This is a genomic window from Terriglobales bacterium (genome assembly GCA_035764005.1).
GTDB lineage: Bacteria > Acidobacteriota > Terriglobia > Terriglobales > Acidobacteriaceae > Gp1-AA112.
This window is the reverse complement of the sequence record DASTZZ010000129.1, coordinates 1-15,716: the sequence shown is the minus strand read 5'-3', so window position 1 is coordinate 15,716 and position 15,716 is coordinate 1. Positions and strand designations below refer to the sequence as shown.

11 protein-coding genes are annotated in these 15,716 nt (G+C 57.6%); 4 read left to right on the top strand and 7 right to left on the bottom strand.

The window, feature by feature from the left end; all coding sequences use genetic code 11:
• The 4 genes from VFU50_21565 to VFU50_21550 form a co-directional block, all read right to left on the bottom strand.
• On the bottom strand, nucleotides 1-2,615 hold a 2,615-nt coding region (locus VFU50_21565; GenBank protein ID HEU5235461.1), incomplete at its 3' end, for a TonB-dependent receptor.
• Nucleotides 2,616-2,850: 235 nt separating this feature from the next.
• Nucleotides 2,851-4,158 carry a cell division protein FtsZ gene (gene ftsZ, locus VFU50_21560; protein ID HEU5235460.1) on the bottom strand — a complete coding sequence of 436 codons (1,308 nt, stop codon included), beginning with the start codon at nucleotides 4,156-4,158 and terminating at the stop codon, nucleotides 2,851-2,853.
• 186 nt (nucleotides 4,159-4,344) lie between these two features.
• Nucleotides 4,345-5,562: a cell division protein FtsA gene (gene ftsA, locus VFU50_21555; GenBank protein HEU5235459.1), complete on the bottom strand. Its 1,218-nt coding sequence runs from the start codon at nucleotides 5,560-5,562 to the stop codon at nucleotides 4,345-4,347.
• 147 nt (nucleotides 5,563-5,709) lie between these two features.
• Complete coding sequence (locus tag VFU50_21550; protein ID HEU5235458.1) at nucleotides 5,710-6,717, bottom strand: FtsQ-type POTRA domain-containing protein; 1,008 nt, start codon at nucleotides 6,715-6,717, stop codon at nucleotides 5,710-5,712.
• 268 nt (nucleotides 6,718-6,985) lie between these two features.
• Here VFU50_21550 and VFU50_21545 point away from each other — a divergent pair, with 268 nt between their 5' ends.
• Nucleotides 6,986-8,515 (top strand): lipase maturation factor family protein, encoded by a 1,530-nt coding sequence (locus VFU50_21545; GenBank protein HEU5235457.1) that lies wholly within the window; start codon nucleotides 6,986-6,988, stop codon nucleotides 8,513-8,515.
• A gap of 148 nt (nucleotides 8,516-8,663) precedes the next feature.
• On the opposite strand, the gene hydA is transcribed toward VFU50_21545, so the two are convergent.
• The gene (gene hydA, locus VFU50_21540; GenBank protein HEU5235456.1) at nucleotides 8,664-10,055 is read right to left on the bottom strand and encodes a dihydropyrimidinase; all 1,392 of its coding nucleotides are present in this window, start codon (nucleotides 10,053-10,055) and stop codon (nucleotides 8,664-8,666) included.
• Nucleotides 10,056-10,381: 326 nt separating this feature from the next.
• On the opposite strand from hydA, the gene VFU50_21535 reads away from it, so the two are divergent.
• Together VFU50_21535 and preA are read left to right on the top strand one after the other, a co-directional pair.
• Complete coding sequence (locus VFU50_21535; GenBank protein ID HEU5235455.1) at nucleotides 10,382-11,746, top strand: NAD(P)-dependent oxidoreductase; 1,365 nt, start codon at nucleotides 10,382-10,384, stop codon at nucleotides 11,744-11,746.
• A complete protein-coding gene (gene preA, locus VFU50_21530; GenBank protein ID HEU5235454.1) occupies nucleotides 11,739-13,073 on the top strand; it encodes an NAD-dependent dihydropyrimidine dehydrogenase subunit PreA in 1,335 nt (444 codons plus the stop codon). Before VFU50_21535 ends, preA begins: the two co-directional genes overlap by 8 nt.
• A gap of 3 nt (nucleotides 13,074-13,076) precedes the next feature.
• On the opposite strand, the gene era is transcribed toward preA, so the two are convergent.
• Nucleotides 13,077-13,991: a GTPase Era gene (era, locus tag VFU50_21525; protein HEU5235453.1), complete on the bottom strand. Its 915-nt coding sequence runs from the start codon at nucleotides 13,989-13,991 to the stop codon at nucleotides 13,077-13,079.
• A gap of 190 nt (nucleotides 13,992-14,181) precedes the next feature.
• Here era and VFU50_21520 point away from each other — a divergent pair, with 190 nt between their 5' ends.
• Nucleotides 14,182-14,832: a MarC family protein gene (locus VFU50_21520; protein HEU5235452.1), complete on the top strand. Its 651-nt coding sequence runs from the start codon at nucleotides 14,182-14,184 to the stop codon at nucleotides 14,830-14,832.
• Nucleotides 14,833-14,864: 32 nt separating this feature from the next.
• Here the strand turns inward: VFU50_21520 and VFU50_21515 are convergent.
• Nucleotides 14,865-15,716: FtsX-like permease family protein (locus VFU50_21515; GenBank protein HEU5235451.1), on the bottom strand; the 852-nt coding region annotated here is incomplete at its 5' end.

Genomic DNA, 15,716 nt, shown 5'->3' with positions numbered 1-15,716 from the left:
TTCTCCGCCGTGATCTCCAGCCCGTTGTAGCTGGAGTTGGCAACGTTCGCGCGGAACTCCACGGGTCCGAGTGCTGGATAGGGAACGATGCCCGTAGCCGCTCCCGCAGCGGTGAAGAACTGTTGATTCAGATTGAGGAGGGCGGCAAGATAAGTGCCCTTGGTTCCGACGTAATCGGCGGTCACGACCATGTCGCCGGGCAGCATGCGCTGAATGCCGAGGTTCCACTGATCGATCTGCGGCATCTGCGCATGATCGTCGATAGCGCGCACGCGAACTTTCGTGCGATCCACAGTGTTCGGATCGAGCGACAGATTGAAGCCGTTCGCCAGGATCATGTTGTTCGCGGTCGTGTTCGTGCTCGTTGCCGATACGTTGTTGTTGACGAGGAATGGCAGATTCAAACCAAGCTGGTCTTCACTACCATTGCGGTCGAACACCTGATAGAAGCGCCCATACCCGGTGCGAATCACCGTATTCGGCGCTGCCTGGAAGACGACTCCCACACGCGGAGCGAAATTGTTCCGGTCGGGGGCAATCAGGTAATCGCCCACCGGCGAATTTGCGGGCGTGAAGGTTTGTCCTGTACTCGTATCAAGATTGGTCATGTGGCCCGCTGCATCATGCGGCCAGGTGGCATAGTCGTAGCGCAGGCCGAGGTTGAGCGTGAGGCGCGGGAAGATCTTCCACGTGTCTTGGCCGAACTCGCTCAGCATCCAGATGCGCTGGTCGACGCGCTCCGGATTCGACAGCGCAACCGCCGACGGATAGCCGAGCAGGAAATCGGCGAGTCCGATGCCGGTGCGCTGTCCGTCGAAGGTGATGGTACCGCGCAGCGAAGGAACATCGAGGAAGATGTCCCGCATTGGAACGTGCGCGTCGACGCCGAATTTGAATTCATGCTTACCCCGCGAGAGCGTGGCGGAATCGATCCACTCGAATTGATTGGTGATCTGCGACTTCGGCAGAAAGTCGGGCGAGCCGAGGCGTCCGAGTCCGCTGCCGTCCGCGACCACCGGTGTACCTCCGCGGCCCTGAATCACAATGCCCGGCAGACCGCCGTCAAATAATGAGCCCGTAGGAGTTCCGGGAACAAAATCAGAGGCTTTGTTCTGACCAAACGGATCCTGCGTCGCCACTGAGTAGTTCCTGCTCCAGCCAACATGCATGTCGTTCACGAGGTTGGACGAGATTATTGATGTCCATCCGATGGCTGCGGAGTCCGCGTTCATGGTGAGGCGCCCAAACGCCGAAGTGCCAGTGCCATCGACGATGCCACCGAACGCGCCGGGAACATAGCGGAAGCGACGCGTCGAACTGTAGCGCACGAAGACATTATTCGCGGAGCTAACGTTGTAATCGGCTCGCCCGATGTAGCTGTTTCCATCGTCCTGAATCTTGGGAACGCGAATGAAGTTGCTGATGTCGAGCGCTCCCGAAGTGGGAGCGGTGTTCGGCAGCGGCACAAGGCCGAGAATCTTCACCGCAACCGGATCAAGACAGTTTGCGGGAATCTGGTTGTTTGGAAAGGCAACCCCCGGACCCATACATTTCCCGACTCGGTCGACGAGCGGAGCGTACGCTCCACCTTTGATGTTGTTTGCCAGAGCGGCGGCAGTGGAGAAGTCTCCGATGCGCTCGTTGGCGGTCGGTACATTTGTGAGTCGGGTTGTGCCGAGGCGATTCCGGCTACCTTCGTAATTGAAGAAGAAGAAGATCTTGTTCTTTATAACCGGACCGCCCACCGCCGCGCCGAACTGGTTCTGGACGTGCGCTGGACGCGGCTTGCCGGCCCGATTCAGGAAGAAGTCATTGGCGTCGAAGATCTTGTTGCGCAGGAATTCATAGGCGACGCCATGAAACTGGTTGCTTCCGCTCTTGGTGGTCACGCTGACCATCGCTCCACCCGCTCGTCCGTTCTCCGCGCTGTATGGATCGGTGCTGACGCGAAACTCCTGAATCGCATCGACAGAAGGACGAACCGCTTGCGTCGTCAACTCCTGCACGTTTTCAGAAATTGAGTTGTCATCAACGCCGTCGAGAACGAAGTTGTTGGCCAGCGACCGCACGCCATGGACGTTCATGCCGCCGGTGCGTCCCGCAGCAGTGCCGCCGCCTTGTTCGGTGTAGCGGTCGGCCTGTACGCCGGCAACCTGAACCAACAGGTCATCCCAGTTGCGTGAACTGAGCGGCACATCGCGAATAATGGCGTTCTCAATTACGCTGCCGGGCGCCGCTTCCTGCGTCTGTAACAGCACCTGATCGCCCTGGACCGTAACGGTTTCGGTTGCTCCTCCGGCTTTCAGCGGGACATCGAGTCGACCACGCTGGCCTACGTCGAGGCGAATCTCAGAGATGGCAGTCTGAAATCCGCTCTTCTGGACTTTGAGGCTGTAATGGCCGACCTGCACCACAGGAAAAACGTAATAGCCGACATTGCTGGTTGTCCCAGTTTGCGACACATTAGTGTCGGTGTTGGTAAGGGTGACGGAAGCGTCTGGAACCACTGCGCCTGAAGAATCTGTGACCAGCCCGGTGAGACTGGCGGTGTTGATTTGGGCAATCGATACGCACGAAGCAAGCAGCAGTACGGCAAAAACTGAAATTCTTTTCATCGTAACTTCCCTCTGTCGATGGTGGAAATGCCGAAACGTTTTGATATGAACCGGATTTATACTCCGGCCCGGTGAGCACTGTCACGCAGAATTTCGTAGTTGCACAAGTTCTACCCGGTGTTCATTAAAGGGGAAAGAAATTTCACCACGGAGACACGGAGAGCACGGAGCGAGAAGATAGTCAGGAGTAGGCTCGATGCGGGCTGCTCCTGACTCTCCCTGAAGTTGCATCCGATCACATCCGCTTGCGCATGAAGGCGGGGACGTCGAGATCGTCACCGTCGATATCGACGACGCTGTTACGAACCGCGTCGAGCGACATTGAATCGCGAACGGGAACCGTGCCATGCGATGCCGCAGCGACCGCTGCTACAACCACCGATTCTGGAACCTCTTCGATCATGGAGTGAGCCGGAGCGGGTTCTGTCTCAGGGGCGGACTCCATGATCGGATCGGGTCGTTGCTGCATTACCACTTGCGGGCCGGGAACGAAGGTTGACCCCGAGGACGAGCGGGAAGATGAAACCGCTTCGGTGATTCCGACCGCGCGCTCGCGGCGAAGCGGCGCTTCGTTCTTGAAGCCCGTGGCAATCACTGTAATCTTCACATCATCCTTCATCTTTTCATCAAGCACAGCGCCGAAGATGATGTTGGCGTCCTCGTGAGCGGCGCTCTGGATGATGGTCGAAGCTTCGTTCACCTCCGCCAATCGCAGCGAACTCGATCCAGTGATATTGATGAGAATGCCGCGAGCGCCATCGATCGCCCCGGCTTCGAGCAGGGGAGACGCAATTGCCGCCTGCGCCGCTTCGAGCGCGCGACGCTCGCCTCGTCCAGTGGCCGTTCCCATTACGGCGTAGCCCATGCCGGCCATGATGGTCTTCACGTCGGCGAAGTCGCGGTTGATGATGCCGGGAATAGTGATGATGTCGGAGATTCCCTGCACTGCCTGGCGCAGCACATCGTCGGCGACGCGGAAAGATTCGAAGAATCCGGCGTTCTGCGCTACTGCCAGCAGCTTTTCGTTCGGGATCACGATCGTTGTGTCAACGCTTTCGATCAGCTCTTGCAATCCGCGATCGGCTTGCGCCAGTCGCCGCTTGCCTTCAAAGACAAATGGCTTTGTAACCACGGCAACTGTGAGCGCACCCATCTCGCTGGCCAGCGACGCGATGATGGGCGCGGCGCCGGTTCCCGTTCCGCCGCCTAGACCCGCGGTGACGAAGACCATGTCGGCGCCTTCGAGGGCTTCAATAATCTGGTGAGCGTCTTCGAGCGCCGCTTTGCGTCCCACTTCGGGATTCGCGCCAGCGCCGAGTCCGCTGGTCAGCTTCACGCCAAGCTGGATCTTTACCGGCGCCTGCGACATTTGCAGTGCCTGCAGGTCGGTGTTAGCGACCAGAAACTCCACGCCTTCGACCTTGGCATTGATCATGCGATTGACAGCGTTGCCGCCGCCACCGCCTACGCCGATGACTTTGATCTTGGCGTTGTTGCGCGGATCCTCGTTGAAGCTGATACGAATGTCGTCTTCAGCGCCCATGTGATTGCCGTTGCCTTCGGCTTTGTTTTTTGCCATGGAAGTTTCTCCCTTCAAACTTGTTATTGATCCCGCTCTGGACGAAATGATGTTGGGCGATTGGCTGTCGGCTATCGGCGTTCAGCCAGCAACCATTCTGAATGTTGACTGGCCGAACGCCGAGTGCCGACAGCCGATTGCCGGTTCCTCTCACGCTCCTACAAACAGCGCCCGCAGCCTCGCTTTAAGTCCAGCTTGCTCTTCTTTTATCCGTCCGACACGAGCACGATGCGTGTACATCAGCAAACCTACGCAGCTTGCGAAATCTGCCTGCGCCAGGCTATTGGGCATGCGCGGTATGCCATTCACAGTGCCGACCCGGGCGGGGCAGCGCAAAGTCTGCTCCGCAATTTCCGCGATTGCCGAGAGCCGCGAGCCGCCCCCGATGAGTACGCAGCCCGCGCCGAGACCGTCGAAAACTCGGGCTTGCCGAAGTTGCTCGCGCAGCATCTCGAACAGTTCCCGCGCACGAGGTTCGATGATTTCCCCGAGGATGCGCTGCGATATCAAGCGCGATGGCCTGTTGCCAACCGACGGCACTTCAATTTCGTTGCCTTCGGGAATATCCGTCACAACTGCGCATCCGCAATGGCGCTTGATTTTCTCGGCATCGACCAGTGGAGTACGCAGACCTACGGCGATGTCATTAGTGAAATGATCACCGCCGATGGGAACGACTCCGGCGTGGGCAACGGCGCCTTCGTAGAAGACAACCACGTCGGTCGATCCGGAGCCGATATCGACCAGGCAGACTCCGAGCTCTCGCTCATCGGAATCGAGAATGGCATCGGCGCAAGCGATGGGCTCGAAGACAATGTCATCCACATGGATGCCGGCGCGATTCGCCGCCGTCACCAGGTTCTGCGTCGCGCTGGTCGCAGCGGTGATGACGTGCGCGTTCACTTCGAGACGCATGCCAATCATGCCAATCGCATCTTGAATGCTGCCTTGCTCATCGACGATGAACTCTTGCGGCAGCAGGTGGATTGTCTGGCGGTCGGGCGGCAGGGAAACCGAGCGTGCACGCTCCACCGCCTGGCGCACATCATCGCGATTGATCTCGCGAGGTCGCGATCCCAAAGCAAGGCCGCCGCGGCTGTTGAATCCGCGAATGTGTGGGCCGCCGATTCCCACCGTCGCGCGTTCGATAGGCATCTGCGCGGTCGATTCGGCCTCTTCCACGGCGCGCTGAATCGAGGCAGTCGCCTTATCGAGCTCGACGATTACACCTTTGCGCGAGCCGCGTGAATCGGCAACGCCGTGTCCGCGATAGCGCAAACCGGCGTCGGTGACCTCTCCTACGACGACGCAGGTCTTGGTGCTGCCTACGTCGAGAATGCAGATCGTGTTTTCGTTTACCTTGCCCATTTCCTTTGAACCGTTTTCACCGGCGCCAGTTAGGGATGAGTTTCAAGTTTCGCGTTTCACGTTTCGGCAACGCCAGTTATTAGCAGCTACGTCCAAGACTGGCTTTGCCGAAACTCGAAATTTGAAACCCAAAACGCTTCTCCTGCCTCAGTGTCCTCTGTGCCTCCGTGGTGAAATTGCTTTTGCATGACTCCTTGTTGGCGTCGGACGACGCTCCGCAACAGCAGTTTCCGGGTTGACGATGATCTGACCGTCGTAGCGCAGATCGACTGACTCGACCTTCTGGAACTGTGCCCGCCAATCGGCGATATGCGAGAGGTAGATCTTGAAACGCTCCAGAAACTGATCGCTGCCGAGATCTACGAGTACCGCTCCGGCGGGATCGCTCACTGTGACCTTCACATTTTCCGGGTCGTTGAGATCCACTTCGCTCAAGTCTTTCGAGTAATGCGCGTCGCCGGCATCAAGATCGTTAATGAGGCGCGAGTACAGCTTCATCTGCGCTCCCCGGGTGGAGAGCGGATCCGATTCACTGAGCCCGAGCACCACAGGAAACGAATAGTGCGTTCGGCGCGGTAGCTCCATGATCACGCCATGGGCATCGACCAACTGAATGCGACTGCCGATCTGCGCGAAGGCTATGGGAGAGCGCTCCTGAATCTGGACGGAGATCCGGTTCGGCAGCAGCCGCATTACGTTCGCCGACTCGATCCACGGAATCGCTTCGAGCTGCATGCGACGCTGCTCCAGCGGAATATAAAAGACGTTGCGTCCGATGTCGGCTCCAAGCACTTCCATTACTTGTGAACGCGTGACTTTATTGAGGCCGCTGATCGTGATGTCATCACTCGAATCCACGCGAAAGCGCCAGCTTCGTGTGCCGTAGTGGTACACGCTTCCGTACGCAACCGCCGCGAGCGCGAGCGCCGCTACCACCATCACCGCGATGCGAATGCGGCTGGCAGTCTTTTTTGGCAGTGCGCTCTTGCGCACCGAAATGCGCCGCTCGGCGCGTCGAAATTGTGGTTCGGGAGTGGTGTCGGCGAGAGACGAGTCCGCGTCGAACTCGGGTTCGAGTTCGCGGTCGCGATCAGAAACGACATCGACGCGAGTGGGTATCTCCACTTCTTTAAGCTTAGCGTCGTCTCGCGGCATCAATTCGTGTTTTGAGAATCGCCGTACTCGCCACTATAAACGCATTTCGGATTTTTCAGAGCAGGAAAATTAGAAGTCGAAGAAAAAAATTACACGGAACAGAACATTCCCTGATTGGTCCGAGGGATGTGTTGCGACAAGCTCTCGAATCGCGAAATCTATAATCACCCGCATGCCCTGGTCGCCCAAGTCTGTTGTCCGAAATTTGTTTTCATCTGAATGCGGCGCTTGGGACCGATTAATTCCGCGATGGCTATTTCTGCGGGCGTTGGGACTGATCTATTTTTCCGCGTTCTACTCGCTGTTCTTCCAGATTCGCGGACTCATTGGACCTGACGGCATCCTCCCGGCCGGCGCTTATCTTCAAGCGGTCGCGCGCTCGTCAATGGCTCACGCGCGCTTCTGGTATGTGCCCTCGCTGCTGTGGATCGCGAGTGGCTCGCACATGCTCATGGCCGTTTGTTGGATCGGGATGATCGCTTCGATTCTCCTCGTACTGAACTTCTGGCCGCGGATGATGCTGATCATCTGTTTCGTTAGTTTTCTATCGTTCATCTCCGCCGCGCAGGATTTTTCTTCGTATCAGTCCGATGGAATGCTGCTGGAGGCAGGATTCATTTGTCTCTTCTTTGCCCCTCCAGGATTGCTTCCCGGATTGGGAAGCAAACATCCTCCTTCGCGCGCGAGCTTGTTTCTTCTGCAGTGGGAGTGGCTGCGAATTTACTTCGAGTCGGGAATTGCCAAGCTGGCAAGCGGCGATCCGCAATGGCGCAACTTCACCGCCATGGACGAGTACTACCAGAATGGTCCGCTTCCGACCTGGATCGGATGGTACGTGCAGCATCTTCCGCATTGGTTTCACGCCGCTTCCGTTGGCGCAACGTTGGTAATGGAGCTTGGCCTGATCTGGATGATCCTGCTGCCGCGCCGCTTTCGCATCGTCCTCTTCTTTATGGTCACGTGTTGGGAAGCCGGCGTGATCAGCACGGCGAATTATTGCTTCCTGAATTACCTGGTCCTCTCGCTCGGAATCCTGCTGCTCGACGACCGCTTCCTCGCGCGCTTCTCGCCGAAGAGTTGGAAAGAACAATTACCAGCGCTCATGCCTGATGGCCCATTTCAGGAGCCCGCAACGCCATCGCCGGTATCAACAGGAATCGTGCAGGCTATCGTGCGACCGCACTTTCGTGCGCTGAAGCTGGCGCTTTCCGCCGTGATGCTTACTTGGGTCTTCTATGTAACGTCAGTTGAGCTGCTGTGGATGCTCGCGCCACACTTTCCGCTGCCGACCACACCGGTGATGGTGCTGGAGCCTTTCCGGATGGCAAACCAATACGGACTTTTTGCAGTGATGACGCGCGGCCGCTACGAAATCGAATTTCAAGGTTCGAATGACGGACAGAACTGGATCGCGTATCCGTTCCGCTACAAACCACAAAAGCTGAACGAAGCTCCGGGAATCTACGCGCCATACCAGCCGCGCTTCGACTGGAACCTGTGGTTCGCGTCCTTGGGCACCTGGCGCAACAACAGCATCGTTCCCAACACGGAAGTGCGTCTGCTGACGAATGACAAGGACGTGCTCGGCCTGTTTGCAGGCAATCCATTTCCGCAATCGCCACCCAAGCAGGTGCGGGCGGTGCTGTGGCAATACTGGTTCACTACTATGGCGGAGAAACGGAAAACCGGAAATTGGTGGAGAAGGGAATTCCTGGGCTTATACGCGCCCACGCTGGAGCTGGAACCCGATGGAAAGCTGGGCGTACTCGCGATGCCCGAGGAGCGCGGTCCCGAGTAACAGAACAGCCGGTGGTAGCCGGTGGCCCGGTGCTGGGCGCCCAAGCCCAGCGCCGGGATCGTCGGTGCAGCAGTCATCTACTCAATGAACAGCAGCATGGCATGCGCAGCCGCAACACAAGTGGCTGCCCCAGCGCCTACCGGTTCCGTCACACCCCGGCATACGTCCCCCGCTTCAAGAAGCTCCCGGCACCGGCTTTCCCCAGGAACTTGTCTTTTTCCACCAGCACCCGCCCGTGGGACATTACCACGTCCGGCATTCCCTTCACCTTGGTGCCTTCGAACATCGAATAATCCACGCGCATGTGGTGAGTCTTGGCGCTGATGGTATGTTCCCGATTCGGGTCGAAGATCACCAGGTCGGCGTCGCTGCCGACGGCGATGGTTCCTTTTCGCGGATACAGTCCGAAAAGCTTCGCAGGCGTGGTAGAAACCAGTTCTACGAAGCGATTCACGCTGAAACGTCCTTTGCCGACTCCTCCCGAATAAATCAGGCTTAACCGATGCTCGATACCAGGGCCGCCATTCGGGATCTTGGTGAAGTCGCCCTTGCCGAGTTCCTTCTGTTCTTTGAAGCAGAACGGGCAGTGATCGGTCGAGACCACCTGCAGATGATCATTCTTGAGCCCATTCCACAGCTTCTCCTGATGCCACTTCTCGCGTAGCGGCGGCGTGAAGACGTACTTGGCGCCCTCGAAGCCGGGAGCGTCCATGTCTTCGAGCGAGAGATAAAGATATTGCGGACAGGTTTCGGCATACACCGGCAGCCCACGGTCCCGCGCTTCGCGAACGTTCTCTAGTGCATCGTTGCAGCTCAGGTGAACGATATATACAGGCGAGCCGGCCATTTCGGCGAGAGCGATGGCGCGCGCCGTCGCTTCGGCTTCGGCTGTCGTTGGGCGGGTGAGCGCGTGGTACTTTGGCGCGGTTTTGCCTTCCGCGAGCGCCTGCTTCACGATCACGTCGATAGCGCCACCGTTCTCTGCGTGCATGCAGATCATGCCGCCACCTTTCGAGGCCGCACGCATAGCGCGAAAGATGCTCGCATCGTCGAGCATGAACACTCCGGGATATGCCATGAACAGCTTGAAGCTGGTCACGCCATCGCGGATGAGCTGCGACATTTCTTCGATACGCGCGTCGGGAAGGTCGGTGATGATGCAGTGGAAGGCGTAGTCGCTCACCGCTTTCGACTCGGCCTTTTGCATCCACGCGTCAAAGGCAGTGCGGAGAGTCTGTCCTTTGTACTGGATGGCAAAGTCGATAAGCGTAGTCGTGCCGCCGAATGCGGCCGCGCGTGTGCCCGTCTCAAAATCGTCCGCGCTGGTAGTGCCGCCGAAGGGCATGTCGAGATGCGTGTGGACGTCAATTCCACCGGGCATCACGTATTTGCCTGCAGCATCAAAAACGCGGGTGGCATTCTCCTGCGGGAGGTTCTTGCCGATAGCGTGGATCTGGCCATCGACTACGGCCACGTCTGCGGGATAGGTATCAGTGGCAGTGACAACGGTTCCGTTCTTGATGAGGGCATCAAAGGGCATGGGAGAATAAGCTACCAGCTTCCAGCCGCCAGCTTCCAGAAAAAGGCAAGATGAACACGGAGGACACGGAGGGCACAGAGGAAAGAAAGACCGCTTCCGGTCGGATCGGCTTCTGCTGGTTCAGAGCCGGTTTTTCTGACTGCCTCAGCAATAAGATTGCTAAGTCCAGAAGCAAGCGTCGGAATACCAAAACACAAACCTCCATCTCCTCCGTGCCCTCCGTGTTCGCTGTTGTCTTTGGCTGGTAGCCGGAAGCTGGTAGCTGGCAGCTCCCTATGCTATGCTCCCAAGACTTTCCACCCGTCTAGCGGTAGGCTGGTGTTTTCATGCATACGGGCCCCAAACTCACTCCGGAGCAGATCGAAGAGAACTTTGCCGATATCAACCCTCCACTGACTCCGGCTTTGGCTCTCGAAGCCGCCTCTCGCTGTCTGTTCTGCTTCGACGCTCCGTGCATCAAAGCTTGTCCGACTGAGATCAACATCCCGCAGTTTATTCGGCAGATCATTACTGACAATCTCACCGGCTCAGCACGGACCATTCTTTCCGCTAACGTGCTTGGCCACAGTTGCGGGCGCGTCTGTCCCACTTCCGTACTGTGCGAGGGAGCATGCGTTCTGAATGCCGAGGGCAAGAAGCCGGTCGAGATCGGCAGGCTCCAGCGCTACGCGGTGGATCATGTGCTCGATCGCAAGATTCAAGTGCTTAAACCTGCCCCTGCGAATGGACATCGCGTTGCCCTGATCGGCGCCGGACCTGCGAGCCTTTCGTGTGCTGCCGAGCTGCGCAAGCTGGGATATGCGACGGTGATCTTCGAGGCAAAAGCGACTCCCGGCGGCCTGAATACATACGGCATCGCCGCCTATAAGATGCGGGCCGCTGATGCAATTCGCGAGATCGATATGGTCCGCGAGCTTGGGGCTGAGATTCGAACCGGTGTCGCTGTGGGACAAGATATTCCTCTTGTACAACTCGAACGGGAGTACGACGCAATTTTCATCGGCGTAGGCCTCGGCGGAACCGAAGCGTTGCACATCGAAAACGAGCACATCCGGCGCGTGTTCGATGCGCTCACGTTCATCGAGAAGACCAAGACGAACGGACTGGATCACGTGCAGGTTGGCAAGAGAGTTGCCGTAATCGGCGGAGGCAATACTGCAATCGATGTCGCGACGGCAGCGCGGCGGCTCGGAGCCCAGACCGTTTACATGATTTATCGGCGCAGTCGCGAAGAGATGTCCGCATTCGATTACGAATACGACCTCGCTATGGCAGATGGTGTTACGTTCATCTGGCAGGCAGCGCCGGTGCGAGTCGTTCCTGATGCGCGGGGTCGCGCGATAGGACTTGTGTGCATCAAGACTGAACTCGGGCCGCCTGATCAAAGCGGCCGACGCTCGCCTCGTCCCATTCCGGGAACCGAGTTCACACTGGATGTGGATATGGTCGTAAAGGCTCTGGGACAGAAGAAGCTGGAGCTTCTGCGCGAGATTCCCGGTCTGGAACTCGATCGAGGAAAGGTCGTCGTGAATCGCGAAACCATGCAGACTTCCAATCCCAAATACTTCGCCGGCGGCGATTGCGTGAATGGCGGCGCCGAAGTTGTGGACGCGGTCGCCCATGGAAAACGCGCTGCTTGCGGCATTCACCGCGCTCTCGAATCGCGACAGAAGGAAGTGGCCCATGCCTGACCTGAGCATTAACTTCTGCGGCGTGCGCTCGCCCAATCCGTTCTGGCTCGCCTCCGGTCCGCCAACCAATACGGGCTATCAGGTGATGAAAGCCTTCGATGCCGGATGGGGTGGGGCTGTCTGGAAGACCATTGGCGAACCGATCATCAACACCGCTTCGCGGTACGGCTCGATCGATTACAAGAATGAACGCATGATCGGGCTGAACAACATCGAGCTGATCAGCGATCGTCCAATGGAGACCAACTTCCGCGAGATCTCTGAAGTCAAGAAGCGCTTTCCGCAGAATACGGTGATCGCATCGCTGATGGTCGAGTCGAAGCGCGAGACGTGGCACGAGATCGTGCGCCGTGCGCAGGATTCTGGGGCCGATCTGCTGGAGCTGAACTTCGGCTGCCCACACGGCATGTCAGAGCGAGGCATGGGAGCTGCGGTCGGCCAGGTGCCTGAGTACACCACGCTGATTACGGGCTGGGTGAAAGAGGTCGCGACGATTCCGGTGATTGTGAAGCTGACGCCGAACGTTACCGACGTTGCGCACATGGCCTGGGCCGCGCGCCAGGGCGCCGCCGATGCCGTTTCGCTGGTCAACACCTTCAACAGCATCGTTGGAGTGGATCTGGATACGCTGGCGCCACGGCCGAGCGTCGGCGGATACGGCAGCCATGGCGGCTATTGCGGCCCATCGGTTAAGCCAATTGCGCTGCACATGGTTTCGTCGGTAGCGAAACATCCCAAAGTAGGAATTCCTATTTCGGGCATCGGGGGCGCAGGCAACTGGCGCGATGCCGTGGAGTTCATGCTGCTGGGCGCGACATCGGTTCAAGTCTGCACGGCCGCCATGCACTATGGATTTCGTATTGTGGAAGACATGATCGACGGCCTCGCGCAATATCTCGACGAGAAGCGCTTAAACTCGGCGATGGATCTCGTTGGCCGCTCGGCCGAGCGCATTCGCGATTGGGGCGACCTGGATTTGAATTACAAGATCGTCGCCAGAATCGATCCGGAGCTCTGCATCGGCTGCAATCTTTGTTACATCGCCTGCGAAGACGGTGCGCATCAGTGCATCACCGCTGCCGAGCGTCCGCGCGGCGACTTGCGCGATGGCGAAATCGCCAAGCACGTTCCGCGCATTCTCGAAGATGAATGCGTGGGCTGCAACCTATGCGCGCTGGTTTGTCCCGTTCCGGGCTGCATCACCATGCAGCAGATCGATACCGGACGTCCCAACATGAGTTGGCGGGAACTGCAGGAAGCCCGGGGGCGCAGTCCGCAATGCAACGTGGAGGATCTGCTGACGAAGGGAACGGCAGCAGGAGATTAGAAATCATTCACCGATTTGCCTGCGCCAGTCGAGTTCGTCCAGTGCAGCTTCTGAACTGCGCCAGTTCTCTTTCACTTTAACGAACAGCTCCAGAAAAACCGTCGTCCCGAGCAGGCGCTCAATCTGCTTGCGAGCGGATGTGCCGATACGTTTCAGCATCGCTCCGCCTTTGCCGATCAAAATTGCCTTTTGTCCTTCCCGTTCGCAGTAAATTGCGGCGGCGATGCGCGTCAGTTTGCCTGCATTTTCGAAGCTCTCGATTTTGACCGCGACTGCATATGGTACTTCTTGCCCGGTCTCAACCAGCACGCGTTCCCGGATTAACTCCGCAACGAGCGCCCGCTCAGGCTGATCGGTGATCTGATCCTTTTCGAAATAGCGTGGGCCTTCGGGAAGCCTCTTGATGACCTCGTCGATAATGCGATCAAGTCCTTGCCGTTTTGTTGCCGAAATGGGAATGATCTCAGCGAATTCGCGCAACTTCGAGTAACGGTCGATGATCTTCAACAATTCGGGTTTTTCGATGGCGTCAATTTTGTTCAGAAGAAGGATGACAGGCGACGTAACCTCCTTCAGCAACTCGAGAACAAATTCGTCGCCTTTGCCGAACGTCTGAGTGACGTCGATGATCAGCAGTATGAGATCGCGCTCGTCCAGCGCGTCGCGCACTTCACGCATCATGCGGCTGCCCAGCCGTGAGTCGGGCTTGTGTACGCCGGGAGTGTCGATGAAGACGATCTGCCCTGGAGTATGGCCCTTGCCCCCTTTGACGTTCACGAAGCCCTGAATGCGATGGCGCGTAGTTTGCGGCTTATGGGTTACGATCGCGATCTTCTCACCCACCAGCGCGTTCAGCAGTGTGGATTTTCCCGCATTGGGACGGCCGATGATGGAGACGAACCCGGACTTAAAAGCCATGAGGTAATTTCGCGATCTGGTGATTTCCCGATTTCGTGATTGTAGTTCACGCTCTTTCCTATCGATATTGAACGAGAGCGGTAACCCGCTTTTTGATCGAAATCCTGTGCAAAGGACCAAATCGCGAAATCACGCAATCACGAAATCGCGAAATTCCCAGTATGCTATCTGCGACAGCACACCATCGCCGATGCCTAATTTTCTGATGGCGCCGAGTATTCAGTTTTTTATCGTGGCGCTTACCTCAGTGTTTTTTCTCGTCGATCCATTTGCCGCGCTGCCGGCGTTTCTCGTGATCGCCGCCAATGCCACCCATGCCGAGAGGCGCAGGCTGGCCGTGAAAGCATCGCTGACGTGCTTCATCGTACTCACCGCATTCGCGCTTACCGGCAGCCTGATTTTCCGTTTGTTCGGCATCACGCTTCCTGCCTTTGAAATTGCAGGCGGCATCATTCTCATTCTGATGGGACTTGAGATGCTTCAGGCGCGGCGCTCGGCAACTCACGAAACGCCCGGCGAGACCGAGGAAGGCGCCGCCAAGGAAGACGCGGGAATTATTCCGCTAGGCACTCCGATGCTGGCAGGCCCAGGAGCGATCTCCACAGTGATGGTGCTCATGGGACCGTCGCCGGGATGGTGGAGAAGCGCGATCGTCCTGACTGCAATCACGATTACGGTGGTCGCTTCGTTTCTGATCCTGTCGGCGGCAGACCGCGTGCGTCAATTTCTTGGCGAAACTGGCATTCGGATTCTGATGCGACTGATGGGCCTGCTGCTAACTGCAATCGCAGTGCAGTTCATCGTCAATGGACTTGCTGATCTTGGCGTCGTGCACAAGTAGTAAGCCGATGGACATCCCCAAGGTAGCCAACTTCATTCTTCCCGTAACGCGACCATCGGATCCAGATGTGAAGCTCGCCGCGCGGGCAATGAACTTGCGGCAACGGTCACAATTGCGAGCAGCAGAACTGCTGCAACAAGCGTAAGCGGATCGTAGGACGTTAAGCCGTAGAGCAGTGACTTCGCCGTCCTCGCACTAGCAACAGAGAGGATCACACCGGTGAAAATTCCCGCTCCGAGAAGCGTTCCCGCCTCGCGCAAGACCATTGCGATGATTCCCGCACGATCTGCTCCCAAAGCCATGCGGATGCCGATTTCGCTCGTGCGGCGCACGACCATGTATGAGATCACACCATAAAGTCCGACAGTGGCAAGCAAGGCGGCAAGGAAACCGAAGAAGCCGGAGAGCGTAGCCATCAGTCGCTCCTGCAAGAGCGAGTCGCCAATCATTCGCTGAAAACTCTGGAAATTGATCTCTATCGCCGGATTGACTTCCGCGATCGTGCTCTTTATCTGGGAATTGATGCTGGCCATTGGAGCCGCTGACCGTAGAACAAACTGAATGCCGGGATCACGGAGATGACTCTGTGCCGCAGGCAGATAAGCGATTGCCCAGTTCTTTTCCCTCAAATCGAAGTACTTTGTGTCTTTCGCGAGTCCGACGATCTGGAACTCGACTTCCGGCTCGTGTGAAGTTGCTTCCCGCCGAAATACTTTGCCGACGGGATTGGGACCAAGCCCAAGTTTCTTCACAAATGTCTCGTTCACGACCCCAACCAGCGGCGAAGTGGCGGTATCCGTTTCTTTGAAATCGCGACCCGCGAGCAGCGGCGTACCGATAGTTTTGAAGTACTGCGGGCCGACGATACTGAAGGCGCTATTGAG